This window comes from Streptomyces sp. NPDC093221, from assembly GCF_044753885.1.
Taxonomy (GTDB): domain Bacteria; phylum Actinomycetota; class Actinomycetes; order Streptomycetales; family Streptomycetaceae; genus Actinacidiphila.
In genome coordinates, this window is record NZ_JBIVOA010000006.1 from 207,760 (window position 1) to 223,305 (window position 15,546).

16 protein-coding genes are annotated in these 15,546 nt (G+C 71.2%); 12 read left to right on the plus strand and 4 right to left on the minus strand.

Going from position 1 to position 15,546, the window contains the following annotated elements:
* The first annotated feature begins 19 nt into the window (after window positions 1–19).
* From argJ to argH, 6 genes are all read left to right on the plus strand, one after another.
* A complete protein-coding gene (gene argJ / locus ACIQCJ_RS23730) occupies window positions 20–1,180 on the plus strand; it encodes a bifunctional glutamate N-acetyltransferase/amino-acid acetyltransferase ArgJ (protein WP_391160883.1) in 1,161 nt (386 codons plus the stop codon).
* Window positions 1,177–2,175: an acetylglutamate kinase gene (gene argB / locus ACIQCJ_RS23735; protein WP_402712442.1), complete on the plus strand. Its 999-nt coding sequence runs from the start codon at window positions 1,177–1,179 to the stop codon at window positions 2,173–2,175. Before argJ ends, argB begins: the two co-directional genes overlap by 4 nt.
* On the plus strand, window positions 2,172–3,377 hold the full coding sequence (locus ACIQCJ_RS23740; protein ID WP_391046505.1) for an acetylornithine transaminase: 1,206 nt from the start codon (window positions 2,172–2,174) through the stop codon (window positions 3,375–3,377). The genes argB and ACIQCJ_RS23740 overlap by 4 nt, the downstream gene beginning before the upstream one ends.
* 16 nt (window positions 3,378–3,393) lie before the next feature.
* A complete protein-coding gene (locus ACIQCJ_RS23745; protein ID WP_188280110.1) occupies window positions 3,394–3,927 on the plus strand; it encodes an arginine repressor in 534 nt (177 codons plus the stop codon).
* A 113-nt stretch (window positions 3,928–4,040) separates the two neighbouring features.
* Window positions 4,041–5,237: an argininosuccinate synthase gene (locus ACIQCJ_RS23750; RefSeq protein WP_355332643.1), complete on the plus strand. Its 1,197-nt coding sequence runs from the start codon at window positions 4,041–4,043 to the stop codon at window positions 5,235–5,237.
* A complete protein-coding gene (gene argH / locus ACIQCJ_RS23755) occupies window positions 5,234–6,706 on the plus strand; it encodes an argininosuccinate lyase (protein ID WP_402712443.1) in 1,473 nt (490 codons plus the stop codon). The genes ACIQCJ_RS23750 and argH overlap by 4 nt, the downstream gene beginning before the upstream one ends.
* Window positions 6,707–6,971: 265 nt before the next feature.
* Here the strand turns inward: argH and ACIQCJ_RS23760 are convergent, their stop codons facing one another.
* Window positions 6,972–7,640, minus strand: a complete 669-nt coding sequence (locus ACIQCJ_RS23760) for a lysophospholipid acyltransferase family protein (RefSeq protein WP_355332639.1) — start codon at window positions 7,638–7,640, stop codon at window positions 6,972–6,974.
* A 259-nt stretch (window positions 7,641–7,899) separates the two neighbouring features.
* Here ACIQCJ_RS23760 and ACIQCJ_RS23765 point away from each other — a divergent pair, with 259 nt between their 5' ends.
* The 3 genes from ACIQCJ_RS23765 to ACIQCJ_RS23775 all read left to right on the plus strand — a co-directional run bounded on the left by ACIQCJ_RS23765 (window position 7,900) and on the right by ACIQCJ_RS23775 (window position 10,479).
* Entirely contained in the window at window positions 7,900–9,096 is a 1,197-nt protein-coding gene (locus ACIQCJ_RS23765) for a glycerophosphodiester phosphodiesterase (protein WP_402712444.1), read from the plus strand.
* A gap of 89 nt (window positions 9,097–9,185) precedes the next feature.
* Window positions 9,186–9,767: a sigma-70 family RNA polymerase sigma factor gene (locus ACIQCJ_RS23770; protein ID WP_402712445.1), complete on the plus strand. Its 582-nt coding sequence runs from the start codon at window positions 9,186–9,188 to the stop codon at window positions 9,765–9,767.
* A 205-nt stretch (window positions 9,768–9,972) separates the two neighbouring features.
* Window positions 9,973–10,479: a GNAT family N-acetyltransferase gene (locus ACIQCJ_RS23775; RefSeq protein ID WP_355332631.1), complete on the plus strand. Its 507-nt coding sequence runs from the start codon at window positions 9,973–9,975 to the stop codon at window positions 10,477–10,479.
* 29 nt (window positions 10,480–10,508) lie between these two features.
* Here ACIQCJ_RS23775 and ACIQCJ_RS23780 read toward each other — a convergent pair whose 3' ends face one another.
* Window positions 10,509–10,988: a hypothetical protein gene (locus ACIQCJ_RS23780; RefSeq protein WP_355333557.1), complete on the minus strand. Its 480-nt coding sequence runs from the start codon at window positions 10,986–10,988 to the stop codon at window positions 10,509–10,511.
* Between the two features lie 73 nt (window positions 10,989–11,061).
* Window positions 11,062–11,430: a hypothetical protein gene (locus ACIQCJ_RS23785; RefSeq protein ID WP_401307017.1), complete on the minus strand. Its 369-nt coding sequence runs from the start codon at window positions 11,428–11,430 to the stop codon at window positions 11,062–11,064.
* A gap of 448 nt (window positions 11,431–11,878) precedes the next feature.
* Here ACIQCJ_RS23785 and ACIQCJ_RS23790 point away from each other — a divergent pair, with 448 nt between their 5' ends.
* The 3 genes from ACIQCJ_RS23790 to ACIQCJ_RS23800 all read left to right on the plus strand — a co-directional run bounded on the left by ACIQCJ_RS23790 (window position 11,879) and on the right by ACIQCJ_RS23800 (window position 14,656).
* Window positions 11,879–12,991 (plus strand): methionine ABC transporter ATP-binding protein, encoded by a 1,113-nt coding sequence (locus tag ACIQCJ_RS23790; RefSeq protein ID WP_402712447.1) that lies wholly within the window; start codon window positions 11,879–11,881, stop codon window positions 12,989–12,991.
* Complete coding sequence (locus ACIQCJ_RS23795) at window positions 12,988–13,698, plus strand: methionine ABC transporter permease (RefSeq protein ID WP_355332624.1); 711 nt, start codon at window positions 12,988–12,990, stop codon at window positions 13,696–13,698. The genes ACIQCJ_RS23790 and ACIQCJ_RS23795 overlap by 4 nt, the downstream gene beginning before the upstream one ends.
* A gap of 106 nt (window positions 13,699–13,804) precedes the next feature.
* Window positions 13,805–14,656, plus strand: coding sequence for a MetQ/NlpA family ABC transporter substrate-binding protein (locus tag ACIQCJ_RS23800; protein WP_402712448.1), 852 nt, complete (start codon window positions 13,805–13,807; stop codon window positions 14,654–14,656).
* A gap of 41 nt (window positions 14,657–14,697) precedes the next feature.
* On the opposite strand, the gene ACIQCJ_RS23805 is transcribed toward ACIQCJ_RS23800, so the two are convergent.
* Window positions 14,698–15,483, minus strand: coding sequence for a class I SAM-dependent methyltransferase (locus ACIQCJ_RS23805; protein ID WP_355332619.1), 786 nt, complete (start codon window positions 15,481–15,483; stop codon window positions 14,698–14,700).
* Between the last annotated feature and the right edge of the window lie 63 nt (window positions 15,484–15,546).

Sequence of the window (15,546 nt, forward strand, 5' to 3'; positions counted from 1 at the left end):
AAGGGAACGAGGAGAAGCAGTGAGTGTCACGGCAGCCAAGGGATTCACGGCGGCGGGGATCGCCGCCGGGATCAAGGAGAACGGCAACCCGGACCTGGCCCTCGTGGTCAACACCGGACCGCGCCGCGCCGCCGCGGGCGTCTTCACCTCCAACCGCGTGAAGGCCGCGCCGGTGCTCTGGTCGGAGCAGGTCGTCAAGGGCGGCTCCGTCGCCGCCGTGGTCCTCAACTCCGGTGGCGCCAACGCCTGTACGGGCCCGCAGGGCTTCCAGGACACGCACGCGACCGCGGAGAAGGTCGCCGAGGTCCTCGGCGCCGACGACCACGGCGCGGGCGAGATCGCGGTCGCCTCGACCGGCCTGATCGGTCTGCCGCTCCCGATGGACAAGCTGCTGCCGGGAGTCGAGAAGGCCGCGGCCGAACTGTCCGAGTACGGCGGCGAGAAGGCCGCCATCGCCATCAAGACCACCGACACCGTGCACAAGACGGCCGTCGCGGGCGGCGCGGGCTGGACCGTCGGCGGCATGGCCAAGGGCGCGGGCATGCTCGCGCCGGGCCTGGCCACCATGCTGGTCGTCCTCACCACGGACGCCGACGTGGAAGCCCCCGCCCTGGACACGGCGCTGCGCGCCGCCACCCGGCTGACCTTCGACCGGATCGACTCCGACGGCTGCATGTCGACCAACGACACCGTGCTGCTGCTGGCCTCGGGGGCGTCCGGAATCGCCCCGGAGCACGAGGAGTTCGCCGAGGCGGTCCGCGCGGTCTGCGGCGACCTCGCCCGCCAGCTCATCGGCGACGCCGAGGGCGCCTCGAAGGACATCAGGATCGAGGTCGTCAACGCGGCCTCCGAGGACGACGCCGTCGAGGTGGGCCGCTCCATCGCCCGTAACAACCTCCTCAAGTGCGCGATCCACGGCGAGGACCCCAACTGGGGCCGTGTGCTGTCCGCGATCGGCACGACCTCGGCCGCCTTCGAGCCCGACCGGCTCAACGTCGCCATCAACGGCGTGTGGGTGTGCAGGAACGGCTCGGTCGGCGAGGACCGCGACCTGGTCGACATGCGGTTCCGCGAGGTGGTCGTCACGGCGGACCTCGCGGCCGGTACGGAGTCCGCGGTGATCTGGGCGAACGACCTCACCGCCGACTACGTCCACGAGAACAGCGCGTACAGCTCATGACCGACGATGGGAACCCCGGAGCCGCGAAGCCGGAGGGCCGGCCCGCCGCGCGCAAGCACACGGCGCTGCCCAAGGCCCAGATCCTCATCGAGGCGCTGCCGTGGCTGACCCGCCACAACGGCAGGGTCGTCGTCATCAAATTCGGCGGAAACGCCATGGTGGACGAGGAGTTGAAGGCCGCCTTCGCGCAGGACGTGGTCTTTCTGCGGCAGGCGGGCCTCAAGCCGGTCGTCGTGCACGGGGGCGGCCCGCAGATCAACGCGCAGCTCGACCGGCACGGCCTGGTCAGCGAGTTCAAGGCCGGTCTGCGGGTGACCACGCCCGAGGCGATGGACGTGGTCCGGATGGTGCTGGCGGGCCAGGTCCAGCGCGAGCTGGTCGGACTGCTCAACCAGCACGGCCCGTTGGCCGTCGGCATGACCGGCGAGGACGCCCACACCATCACCGCCACCCGCCACCGCCCGCGTATCGACGGCGAGTTGGTCGACATCGGCCGGGTCGGCGAGATCACCGCCATCGACACCGGCGCGATCGAGGCGCTGCTGGCCGACGGCCGTATCCCGGTCGTCTCCTCCATCGCGCGCTCCGCAGACGATCACCACGTCTACAACGTCAACGCCGACACGGCCGCCGCCGCCCTGGCCGCCGCGCTGGGCGCCGAGACGCTGATGGTCCTCACCGACGTCGAGGGCCTGTACGAGGACTGGCCGAACAGCGACGACGTCATCAGCCGCCTGACCGCGACGGAGCTGGAGAAGCTGCTGCCCGACCTGTCCAGCGGCATGGTCCCCAAGATGCGGGGCTGCCTGTTCGCCGTGCGCAACGGCGTGAACACCGCCCGCGTCATCGACGGCCGGGTCCAGCACTCGATCCTGCTGGAGATCTTCACCGACGAGGGCATCGGCACGATGGTCGTGCCGGACGACGTCACCGACGCGGCCGGCGCACCGGCCGCGGGCACCGTATCCGACCAGGGAGAAGGAGAAGCGCGGTGAGCGGCAACGAGGGACTGACCCAGCGCTGGCAGGGCTCGCTCATGGACAACTACGGCACCCCGCGCATCCCGCTGGTCCGCGGCGCGGGCGCCAGATTCTGGGACGCCGACGGCAAGGAGTACGTCGACTTCCTCGGCGGCATCGCGGTCAACTCCCTCGGCACCGCGCACCCCGCGGTCGTCGAGGCGGTGACCCGGCAGATCTCCTCGCTCGGCCATGTGTCCAACCTCTTCGTCGCCGAACCGCCCGTCGCGCTCGCCGAGCGGCTGCTCCAGCTCTCCGGCCGCCCCGGCCGGGTCTTCTTCGCCAACTCCGGCGCTGAGGCCAACGAAGCGGCCTTCAAGATCGGCCGGTTGACGGGGCGTCAGCACATGGTCGCCACCGACGGCGCCTTCCACGGCCGCACCATGGGCTCGCTCGCGCTGACCGGCCAGCCCAAGAAGCGCGAGGCGTTCGAGCCGCTGCCCGGCGACGTCACGCACGTGCCGTACGGCGACGCGGACGCGCTGCGGGCGGCCGTCACCACCGACACCGCGCTGGTGATCATCGAGCCGATCCAGGGCGAGAACGGTGTGGTCGTGCCGCCGCCCGGCTACCTCGCCGCCGCCCGCGAGATCACCGCGGCCACCGGCACGCTGCTGGTGCTCGACGAGGTGCAGACCGGCATCGGCAGGACCGGCCACTGGTTCGAGTGCCAGGCACAGGGTGTCGAGCCGGACGTGGTGACCCTGGCCAAGGGCCTCGGCGCGGGCCTGCCCATCGGCGCCGCCCTCGCCTTCGGCCCGGCCGCGGAGCTGATGACGCCCGGCGCCCACGGCACCACCTTCGGCGGCAACCCGGTCGCCTGCGCCGCCGCGCTCGCCGTCCTCGACACGATCGCGGCCGACGGCCTGCTCGACCACGTCAAGCGGCAGGGCGAGAAGCTGCGGCAGGGCGTCGAGGCGCTGCGACACCCGTTGGTCGATCATGTGCGCGGTTCGGGCCTGCTGCTGGGTATCGTGCTCACCGAGCCGCTCTCAGCGCAGATCCAGAAGGCGGCTCAGGATGCCGGGTTCCTGGTCAACGCCGCCGTGCCCGACACGGTACGGCTCGCGCCCCCGCTGATCGTCGGCGACGACGACACGGACGCGTTCCTCCAGGCGCTGCCTGGCGTCCTCGACCAGGTGCACCGGGCCTCCGGGGCGAGCGGAGCCGGAGAATGACGGAGTTGACACGACGATGACCGAGGCGCAGCAGCACAACGGCAGCCAGGCCGTACCGCAGACCCGTACCGCGCGGCACCGCAGGATCGTGGACATCCTCGGCCGCCAGCCGGTCAGGTCGCAGAGCCAGCTCGCCAAGCTGCTCGCCGACGACGGGCTGAGCGTCACCCAGGCGACGCTCAGCCGCGACCTCGACGAACTCGGCGCGGTCAAGATCCGCACCAATGACGGCGAACTCATCTACGCCGTCCCCTCCGAGGGCGGCTTCCGCACCCCGCAGGCCCCGCTCGGCGAGTCCGTCAAGGAAGAGCGCATGCGGCGCCTGGCCGCCGAACTCCTCATCTCCGCCGAGGCGTCCGCCAACCTCGTCGTCGTCCGCACCCCGCCCGGCGCCGCCCAGTTCCTCGCCTCCGCCATGGACCAGGCCGAGGTCTACGACATCCTCGGCACCATCGCGGGCGACGACACCGTCGTCCTGATCAGCCGCGACCCGGCCGGCGGCCAGAAACTCGCCGACCACCTGCTCCGCCTCGCCCAGGGCGAGGCATAGCTCCGGACCGGCCGGTTATACGGTCTCACACCCCTCTGACCTGCCGCGTTGACGAAGCATACGGTCGAGTGCATACTTATACCAGTCAGCGTATGCATCGTAAGGAGAGCCCCGTGACCGAGCGCGTCGTACTCGCCTACTCCGGCGGTCTGGACACGTCCGTCGCCATCGGCTGGATCGCCGAGGAGACCGGCGCCGAAGTCATCGCGGTCGCGGTGGACGTCGGCCAGGGCGGCGAGGACCTGGACGTCATCCGCAAGCGGGCGCTCGCCTGCGGGGCGGTCGAGGCCGAGGTCGCGGACGCCAAGGACGAGTTCGCCGACGAGTACTGCCTCCCGGCGATCAAGGCCAACGCCCTCTACATGGACCGGTATCCGCTGGTGTCCGCGCTGTCGCGGCCGGCCATCGTGAAGCACCTGGTGGCCGCAGCCAACAAGCACGGCGCCACCACCGTCGCGCACGGCTGCACCGGCAAGGGCAACGACCAGGTGCGGTTCGAGGCGGGCATCTCCTCGCTGGCGCCCGACCTGAGGTGCATCGCGCCGGTCCGCGACTACGCGATGACCCGCGACAAGGCCATCGCCTTCTGCGAGGAGAAGAACCTCCCGATCGCGACCACCAAGAAGTCGCCGTACTCCATCGACCAGAACGTCTTCGGGCGGGCCGTCGAGACCGGCTTCCTGGAGGACATCTGGAACGCGCCGATCGAGGACGTGTACGAGTACACGCAGAATCCGGCCGAGCCGCGCGAGGCCGACGAGGTGGTCATCACCTTCAAGCAGGGCGTCCCGGTGGCCATCGACGGCAAGCCGGTCAGCGTGCTCGAAGCCATCCAGCAGCTCAATGTGCGGGCCGGGGCCCAGGGCATCGGCCGGATCGACATCGTCGAGGACCGGCTGGTCGGCATCAAGTCCCGTGAGATCTACGAGGCGCCGGGCGCCATCGCGCTGATCACCGCGCACCAGGAGCTGGAGAACGTCACCGTCGAGCGCGAACTGGCCCGGTACAAGCGGCAGGTCGAGCAGCGCTGGGGCGAACTGGTCTACGACGGCCTGTGGTTCTCCCCGCTCAAGCGGGCGCTCGACGGCTTCATCGCCGAGGCCAACGAGCACGTCTCCGGCGACATCCGGATGACCATGCACGGCGGCCGGGCCGTCGTCACCGGCCGGAAGTCCGGCGAGTCGCTGTACGACTTCAACCTGGCGACGTACGACACCGGCGACACCTTCGACCAGTCGCTGTCCAAGGGCTTCATCGAGATCTTCGGCATGTCCAGCAAGATCGCCGCGAAGCGGGACCTGACGAAGTGACGGACACGAACACCGGCGGCTCCGGCGGCGGCAACGACAACCTGCGGCTGTGGGGCGGCCGGTTCGCCGACGGCCCCGCCGAGGCGCTGGCCAAGCTCTCCGCCTCCGTGCACTTCGACTTCCGGCTCGCGCCGTACGACATCGCGGGCTCCCGCGCGCACGCCCGGGTGCTGCACAAGGCGGGGCTGCTGACCGCCGACGAGCTGGACCGGATGATCGCCGGACTCGACGCGCTCGAAGCGGACGTGGCCTCCGGCGACTTCGCCGGCACCATCGCCGACGAGGACGTGCACACCGCGCTGGAACGCGGCCTGCTGGAGCGGGTCGGCGCCGACCTCGGCGGCAAGCTGCGGGCCGGACGCTCGCGCAACGACCAGGTCGCCACGCTCTTCCGGATGTACCTGCGCGACCACGCGCGGACCATCGGCGGGCTCATCGCCGACCTCCAGAGCGCGCTGGTCGGCCTCGCCGAGGCGCACCCGGACACCGCGATGCCCGGCCGCACCCACCTCCAGCACGCCCAGCCCGTGCTCTTCGCACACCACGTGCTCGCCCACGTACAGGCGCTGTCACGGGACGCGGAGCGGCTGCGGCAGTGGGACGACCGCACGGCCGTCTCCCCGTACGGGTCCGGCGCGCTCGCCGGGTCTTCGCTCGGCCTGGACCCGGAGGCCGTCGCCAAGGAACTCGGCTTCCAGCACGGCTCGGTGGGCAACTCCATCGACGGCACGGCGTCCCGCGACTTCGCCGCCGAATTCGCCTTCGTCACCGCGATGATCGGCGTCAACCTCTCCCGGATCGCCGAAGAGGTCATCCTGTGGAACACGAAGGAATTCTCCTTCGTGACCCTGCACGACGCCTTCTCCACCGGCTCGTCGATCATGCCGCAGAAGAAGAACCCCGACATCGCGGAGCTGGCGCGCGGCAAGTCCGGACGGCTCATCGGCAACCTCACCGGACTGATGGCCACGCTCAAGGCGCTGCCGCTCGCGTACAACCGCGACCTCCAGGAGGACAAGGAGCCGCTGTTCGACTCCTGCGACCAACTGGAGGTGCTGCTCCCGGCGTTCACCGGCATGATGGCCACGCTCACCGTCCACCGGGAGCGGATGGAGACCCTGGCACCGGCCGGTTTCTCGCTCGCCACCGACATCGCCGAGTGGCTGGTCAAGCAGGGCGTGCCCTTCCGGGTCGCGCACGAGGTCGCGGGGGAGTGCGTCAAGGTCTGCGAGGCCGAGGGCATCGAACTCGACCAGCTCACCGACGAGCAGTTCGCGAAGATCTCCGCGCATCTGACGCCCGAGGTACGCCATGTCCTCGACGTCCCCGGCGCGTTGGCCTCCCGCAACGGACGCGGCGGCACGGCGCCGGCCGCCGTCGCCGTACAACTCGCCGAGATCAAGGCGGATCTGACGGTGCAGCACACCTGGGCGCACGCCTGGGACGGGGCGGACGGCGACGCCGTCTAGTCGCGGTACTGGGCGGCTCATCGGTGAAACGCGGGCCGATCGGTTTGGTGTTGGGGTCTGCGCGGCCAGTCCGATCAGGATGGTGTCGTCGGTCGAGGCCGCGTCGACCTGGCCGGGCTGCATCAGCATCAGGCAGTCCGTCCAGTCGTCGACGCCCGCGATCAGCCGGCCGCGGCGAGCCGCCGAACCGGCCATGGTCAGCCGCGAGACCGGCCCCCGCGAACCCGCCATGTCACGGCGGGCGCCGGGCGCGGCCCCCGCCCTATCAGGCGGCCTTGGCCTTCGTCGCGTAGATGTCCACGTACTCCTGGCCGCCGAGCCGCATGACCTCGCTCATGACCTCGTCGGTCAGGGCGCGGAGCACATACCGGTCGCGGTCCATGCCCTCGTAGCGGGAGAAAGTCAGCGGGGAGCCGAAGCGGATGGTGACCGGGGCGATCCGGGGCATCCCCTTGCCGCCGGGCTGCACCTTGTCGGTGCCGACCATCGCGAAGGGCACCACCGGGGCGCCGGTCATCAGGGCCAACCGGGCGATTCCGGTCCGGCCGCGGTACAGACGGCCATCGGGGGAACGGGTGCCCTCGGGGTAGATGCCGAAGATCTTGCCCTCGTCCAGCACGCGGCGGCCGGTCATCAGCGCCGCGACACCGCCGTGGCCGCCGTCCCGGTCCACCGGGATCATGCCGCAGGTGGTGAAGAACCAGGCCATCAGCCGGCCCTTGACGCCCTTGCCCGTCACGTACTCGTCCTTGCCGATGAAGTACACCTGCCGGTCCACCACCAGCGACAGGAACATCGAGTCGACGAAGGTGACGTGATTCCCGGCCAGGATCACCGGACCGTCACCGGGGATGCCGTCCACGCCCTCGACCACGGGGCGGTACAGGACGCGCATGAGCACTCCGAGAATCGCCTTGAGCAAGCTGCGGGACATGCGGGACAACGGATCCTCCGGTTCGGACACGCCTGGGCGGGACGGACGGCGGCGGTGCTGCGATGTCGCGGTACGACGGCAGCCTGACCGCAGGACCGGCGGGACCGCGGGACGCCGCACCGTACACAAGGACGATACTTCCGCGCGGGGCCCCGCCGCACGCCGGGTTCACACGTCCGCTACGCAGTGTTGACACGCGTTAGGTGTGTGTTACGGCTGATGTCGACGGGGCGACAGACTTTCGCGGCACGATGCGCGCATGACGGATGACCAGCACAAGACCGGCCTCGGCAGGCGCGCTGTCCTGTCCGCGGCGGCACTCGGCGCGGGCGGCGCGGTACTCGGCACGGCCGGTACGGCGCAGGCCCGGGAACAGTCCACCGCCCGGCCCGGGCACGGCGCCCCCGGCCACGGCGGCGCGCCCAAGCTGCCGGTCCCGACCATCGTCGGGCACCGCGGCAGCGCCGGATACCGGCCCGAGCACACCTTCGGCTCCTACGAGTACGCGCTGGAGATCGGCGCGGACGTCGTCGAGCAGGACGTCGTACCCACCAGGGACGGCCACCTCGTCTGCCGCCACGAACCGGAGATCGGCGGCACCACCGACGTCGCCGACCACCCGGAGTTCGCCGGCCGCAAAACCACCAAGACCATCGACGGCACCCCCACCACCGGCTGGTTCACCGAGGACTTCACCCTCGCCGAACTCAAGCGGCTGCGCGCCGTCGAACGGCTGCCCGCCGTCCGCCAGCGCAACACCGTCTACAACGGCCGCTGGGCGATCCCCACCTTCGAGGAGGTGCTGGCCTGGGCCGACCGCGAGGGCCGCAAGCGCGGCAAGGCGGTCTGGCTGCACACCGAGACCAAGCACCCCACGTACTTCCGCGGCATCGGCCTGCCGCTGGAGGAGCGGCTGATCAAGCTGCTCAAGCAGTACGGCAGGCACCGCGCCGACGCCCCGCAGTTCCTCCAGTCCTTCGAGGCGCAGAGCCTCCAGCGGCTCGGCGCGCTCGGCGGCGCCGCGCCCAAGATCTTCCTGCTCAACGGCCTCACCTCGCGGCCCTGGGACTTCGTCGTCTCCGGCGACAAGCGGACCGTGGCCGACCTCGTCACCCCGGCCGGGCTGCGCTGGATCGCCGGATTCGCCCAGGGCATCGGCCCGACCACCGACGTGATCATCCCGCGCGACGCCTCGGGCAGGCTGCTCCGGCCCACCGCCGTCGTCAAGGACGCGCACAAGGCCGGTCTGGTGCTGCACCCCTTCACCGCGCGCAACGAGAACCAGTTCCTGCCCGCCGACTTCCAGGTCGGCACGGACCCCAACGCGTACGGCGACCCGCTGGCCGCCTTCAAGACGTGGTTCGCGACCGGCATCGACGGCCTGTTCACCGACAACGCCGACACCGCCGTACTGGCCCGCGAGGACTTCTGGACGTCCCGAACCCCGACGTCCTGAACCGCCACCGCCACTCCATGTGGTGAAAACGGCCGCGCCGGGCAACCGTCCGGCGCGGCCGTCTCGTGCCAGCGGATATGCAGATCCCCATGGACCACCCCGACCTGTCCGCGGCCCCGCACACCGACGACCGCGCCCGCCGTCCCGCGGACGCTCCCGCGGACCCCTACGCGCCGCTCGGGCCGCTGCTGGCCGCCGAGGCCGCGGCCGAGGCGCTGCCCGGCGGCGGTGTCGAGGCCGCCGACCTCGAACAGGCCGTCTGGCTGCGGCTGCTGGAACTGGGCGGCCCGCCGCCCGAGCCGGACCGCTGGGTGCGCCGCGCGGTCCGCGCCGAGGCCCGCGCCCACGCCCGCCGCATCCGCAGCGAACGCCCGTACGGGGACCCGGACGCCGCGGGCCCGCCCGCGCAGCTGCGCGGGGTCGAGGAGTTGGTGCTGGCGGCGGAGCAACACCGTACGGTCCAGGCCGCGGTACGGCGGCTGCCCGGCCGCTGCCCGCAGGTCGTCACGGCCCTGATGTCCCGTTCCGACCCCACTTACCGGGAAATCTCCCGCGAGTTGGGAATCTCACAGGGCAGCATCGGACCGCTGAGGTCGCGCTGCCTCGGCTGTCTTCGGACGATCCTGAATTCGAGGGTTGGATCCCCGGTGAGACGGGGTAATGCACGGTAAACAGTCGGCGGCAGTGGGCACCCTTGGCGCGCCCGTACGAGACTGAACTGGGTGGGGCGCAGGCGGTACCCCACCGAAGGGTTTGTGCGATCATCGGCGCCACGGAGGCGGCGCATATCCGCACCAACTCCGTTCAGGCACTCGTTCCGGGCGCATACCTCACCCTCAAACTGCCCGGACGGATTCGAAGGGGAGGCCTGCGCGCATGGGCATGAGCGTGACCATCTCTACGGCGGAGCACTCGGACGCCGAGAAGATCCTCAAACTCCAGTACCTCTGCTACCAGAGCGAGGCGGAGCTGTACGGCGACTACAGCATCGAACCTCTCACCCAGACCCTGGACGAGCTGCGTGCCGAACTCGCCGGGGGGTGCGTCCTGGTGGCGCGCCTGGGCGACGAGGTCGTCGGCTCGGTACGCGGAGTCGTCGACGACGACGGCACCGCGCGGATCGGGAAACTGATCGTCCACCCGCGACTTCAACGACACGGCCTCGGCGGGCGGCTGCTCAACGCCGTCGAGGAGCGACTGGCGGCCGAGGAGGAGGCCAAGCGCTACCGGCTCTTCACCGGCCACCGCAGCCAGGTCAATCTGCGGATGTACCGCAAGCTCGGTTACGAGCAGGTGGGCGCCGCGGAGCCGGTCAGCCGTCGGCTGAGCCTGGTGACCATGGAGAAGGCCGCCGCCACGGCGGGCTACGCGGCCACCGCCTGAGCCGCGATCCACGGCGCCTCGCGTACGGATCAGGCCCCGGACCCGGTCTGCTGTTCCTGTGGCCGCCCCGCCTCGCGGGCGGCACGGCGCAGCCACAGCAGACCGGCCACGGGGAGGGCCAGCGGCAGGAAGAGGTAGCCGATCCCGAAGTCCGACCAGACGGTCGCGTCGGGGAAGGCCGAGGAGTCCACGACCGTCAGGGTGCCCACCGCGATCACACCGGCCAGCTCGGCCGAGCAGCACACCAGCGCCACCTTGCGGGCCGCCTCGCCGCCCTTCCACAGCGCGACGGTGATCACCGCGTAGACCACGCCCGCGACGCCCGACAGGACGTACGCCAGCGGTGCCTCGTGGTATTTGGTCGCGATCTGCACGATCGACCGGGACAGCGCCGCGACGGTGAAGACCGCGTAGAGCGAGAGCAGCAGCCGGCCGGGGCCCTGGCCGATCCGCGTCCCCGGCGCGTCCTGGGCCGCCTCGGCCGCGGTGCCGTCCCCCGTGTCCTTCATGCCGTCCGTGCCCTTCGTCAGCGTCTTCGTCCGTGCCCGTGCCCGTGCCCGTGCCCGTGTCGCGCGTGTGCCGTCAGCCATGGCCGGCTCCCCAGATCTCGTTGAGCCGCAGTTCGAGCACGGCCAGCACCACGCCGCCGGCCGCCACGATCGCCGAGCCCCAACGCGTCCGCTCGGCAAGGGACATGAAGGCCGCCGCCGGGATCGTCACGGCCGCGCCCAGCAGATACGGGAGGAAGACCGCCATCCCGTGCTGCGGCCGGTCGCCGCGGGCGAGCTGCACGATCGCGATCACGAGCTGCACCAGCGCGGCCGCGGTGACCACGGCCATCGCGATGAAGTGCCAGTCGTTGGTCGGCTGGTCACGGTACGCGGCGAAACCGCACCACGCCGCGAGCAGCAGCGCCGTGACCGAGACCGTGATGAGGACCGCGTCGAGCATGCGGCGACTCTATTACGGGGCGTGACGCCCGGATCTCCCACCCCTGCCCGCCCGGATCTCCCGTCCCCGCCCGCCCGGCCGCCCGCCGGGGCGGCCTCGTGAGTGTGTCCGCATAATGAACAATCGGACCGGATTTCGGAACGCGGCCGCCCGTCTGGTTTACTGGAACGCATGACCACGACGAACAGCCGCAGCCGCGCGACCGAGGCGATCACGCCCGGTGTTCGTTGTGCGTGTCGAATGTGTGACTGACCGAGGGCCCACCTCCACGCCTCGCGCCCCGAAGCGAGTGCCCCGCGTCACGCACCGGCGCAGCGCCCAGAGCGCCGCCGAAATCCTTTGAGGCCCGCCGCCCTTTCCGGTGTGCCGCCGCGTGCCGCGTCCCGAGAAGAACGCCCCCGTGTGCGGTGGTACGTCCGCCGCGCGCTCGACCCCGATGGACGCTCCTGTGATCACCACCACCGACCTGAGAAAGGTCTACCGCTCGCGCGACCGTGAGGTCACCGCCCTGGACGGGGTGGACCTGCGGGTACGCGAAGGCGAGGTCTACGGCGTCGTCGGCCGCAGCGGCGCGGGCAAGAGCACCCTGATCCGCTGCGTGAACCTGCTGGAGCGCCCCACCTCCGGCACCGTCGAGGTGGCGGGCCGCGACCTGACCGCGCTGGCCGGACGCTCCGACCGCGCCCCCGCCGCCCTGCGCGCCGCCCGCGCCGGGATCGGCATGGTCTTCCAGCACTTCAATCTGCTCTCCTCGCGCACCGTGCAGGACAACGTCGAACTCCCGCTGGAGATCCTGGGGATCTCCGGCCGCCAGCGGGCCCGCAAGGCCGGTGAACTCCTCGACCTGGTCGGCCTGTCCGACAAGGCCCGCGCCTACCCCGCGCAGCTGTCCGGCGGCCAGAAGCAGCGCGTCGGCATCGCCCGCGCCCTGGCGGGCGACCCCAAGGTGCTGCTCTCCGACGAGGCCACCTCGGCGCTCGACCCGGAGACCACCCGGTCCGTGCTGCGGCTGCTGCGCGACCTCAACCGGCAGCTCGGCCTGACCGTCCTGCTGATCACCCACGAGATGGACGTCGTCAAGCAGGTCTGCGACTCGGCGGCACTCATGAAAGGCGGACGCGTAGTGGAGTCAGGCACCGTGGCCGAACTGCTGGCCACCCCCGGTTCCGAGCTGGCCGACGAGCTGTTCCCCGTGGACGGCGACGCGTCGGGCCCCGACCGTACGGTGGTCGACCTCACCTTCCACGGCGACAGCGCGACCCGGCCGGTGATCTCCCGGCTGGCCCGCACGTACAACGTGGACATCTCCATCCTCGGCGCGGCCATGGAGACCTACGACGGACGGCAGATCGGCCGGATGCGGATCGAGCTGCCGGGCCGCTTCGAGGACAACGTGGTGCCGATCGGCTACCTGCGCGAGCAGGGCCTGGACGTCGCCGTCGTCGCCGCCAAGGCCGAGCCGGTCGCGGCAGGAGACACGGCGGGGAACACGGCGGGGAACACGGTGGGGACCACGGCGGGGGAGAAGGCCGGGAACACGGTCGGGGAGACGGCGAAGTGACCTGGTCCGAGATGCACCCGCTGCTCACGCAGGCGGGTGGTGAGACGCTGCGCATGGTCGCCTGGGCCACGGTCATATCGGTGGCCGCGGGGCTGCCGATCGGTGTCCTGCTGGTCCTCACCGACCGGGGCGGCCTGCTGCGCTGTCTGCCCGTCAACCGCGTCCTCGGCGTCGTCGTGAACATCGGCAGGTCGCTGCCGTTCGTGATCCTGATGATCGCCCTGATGTCCTTCACCCGGGCGATCGTCGGCACCACCATCGGCTGGGAGGCGGCCGTCGTCCCGCTGGCCGTCGGCGCGATCCCGTTCTTCGCCCGGCTGGTCGAGACGGCGGTCCGCGAGGTGGACCACGGCCTGGTGGAGGCCGTCCAGGCGATGGGCGGCAGTACGTGGACGGTGGTCCGCAAGGTGCTGCTGCCGGAGTCGCTCGCCTCACTGATCGCCAGCGCCACCACCACCGTCATCGCGCTGATCGGCTACTCCGCGATGGCCGGGGTGGTCGGCGGCGGCGGCCTCGGCGACCTCGCGCTGCGCTACGGCTACCAGCGCTTCGAGACCGGCTTCATGTGGGTGATCGTCGCCGTGCTCGTCGTCGTGGTCACCCTCGTCCAGCTCGTCGGGGACTTCGCCGCCCGCACCGTCGCCCGCCGCGGCCGGTCCGGCGCGGCCCCCCGGCTGCGCCTGCTGCGCCCGGCGACAGCCTCCTGACCGCCCGACTCTCCCGTCCCGACCCGCTTCTGTCCCCCTGGCACCGCAGCGTCGCGGCGCCGTACCACCCAGCACGACCCGGATAAACCAGAAAGAGGCACTTTTCGTGCGAAAGAACACCACCATCACCGCCGCCGTCCTCGCCGCCGCCGCGCTCTCGCTCGGCCTCACCGCCTGCGGCTCCGACTCCGACTCCAAGACGAGCGCCAAGGACACCAGCGGCCCGCTCGTGGTCGCGGCGAGCCCCACCCCGCACGCGCAGATCCTCGACTACGTCAAGGACCACCTGGCGAAGAAGGCCGGACTCGACCTCCAGGTCAAGGAGTTCTCCGACTACGTGCTGCCCAACACCGCCACCGAGCAGGGCGAGGTCGGCGCGAACTTCTTCCAGCACAAGCCCTACCTGGACGACTTCAACAAGAAGAACGGCACCCACATCGTGCCCGTCGTCAACGTCGAGCTGGAGCCGCTGGGCCTGTACTCCCACAAGATCACGTCGATCGGCGCGCTCAAGGACGGCGCGAGCGTCGCCGTACCGAACGACACGACCAACGAGGCACGCGCGCTCAAGCTGCTCGCCGACAACGGCCTGATCACCCTCAAGGCGGGCACCGACCAGACCGCGACCCCCGCCGACGTCACGGCCAACCCGAAGCACCTGAAGTTCAAGGAGCTGGAGGCCGCCCAGCTCCCGCGCTCCCTGGACGACGTGGACGCGGGCGTGATCAACGGCAACTACGCGATCCAGGCCGATCTCAGCCCGGCCAAGGACGCGCTGGCGCTGGAGAAGGCGGACGGGAACCCGTACGCCAACTTCCTGGCCGTCAAGAAGGGCAACGAGAACGACCCGCGCGTGAAGAAGCTCGCGGAACTGCTCAACTCGCCCGAGGTGAAGCAGTACATCGAGACGACCTTCAAGGGCTCGGTGATACCGGCCTTCGGCGCCCCGGCGGCCTGACCGCCGCGCACGGGCCCCGCTCCCCCCGAGGGCGCGGGGCCTCAGCCGTGCCGCACCCAGTACACGTCCGTCACGTACGGCATCTCGATCGCGCCGCTGCTGCGCGTCGCGTGGTGCGCCCCCAGCACCGCCTCCAACTCCGCGCGCACCCGCCCCTGCGCGGTCGCGTCGAGGACGGCGATATGGCTGGACGACATCATCCGGTCGACGATGTCCGCGACCGTCGTGGAGTGCGGATTGGGCCAGTGCCGCTCCTCGATCGCCCCCCAGCCGGGCCGCGACTCGAACGGCTTGCGCCAGCCCGCGTCGCCGAGGCCGGAGGACAGCGGCGGGCGGGGCAGATCGCGCGGCGCCAGCCGGAAGTAGATGTCCTGGAAGTCGCGCATCCACGGCTCCGAGGTGTCGAAGGTGTTCCACACCAGCGCCAGCGCGCCGCCCGGCCGCAGCAGCCGCTCCACCTCGGTCAGCGCGGCCGGCTCCTCGAACCAGTGCCAGGACTGCGCCGCCACCACGGCGTCCGCGCAGCCGTCGGGCAGCCCCGTCGTCTCCGCCGTCCCCGCGTTCACCGCGACCGCGGGCAGCAGCTCGGCGAGCCGCTCCCGCATCTCCTTCACCGGCTCCACCGCGAGCACCTCGGCCCCGGTCAGTGCCAGCAGACGGGTGAACTTACCGGTGCCCGCGCCGAGATCGACCACGGTACGGCCCGCTTCCAGGGGCAACGCGTCCGCCAGCGCGGCGAGCGCGGCGAGCGGATAGGAGGGCCGGGAGCTCTCGTAGACCTCCGCTGCCCGTTGATAGCCGACTCCTGCTGCGTGGTGCACTGTCACGCGGGCTGACGGTAGCAGGATCGGATGACGTTCACGGATACCCGCCCTGACCGGCATTCGCCC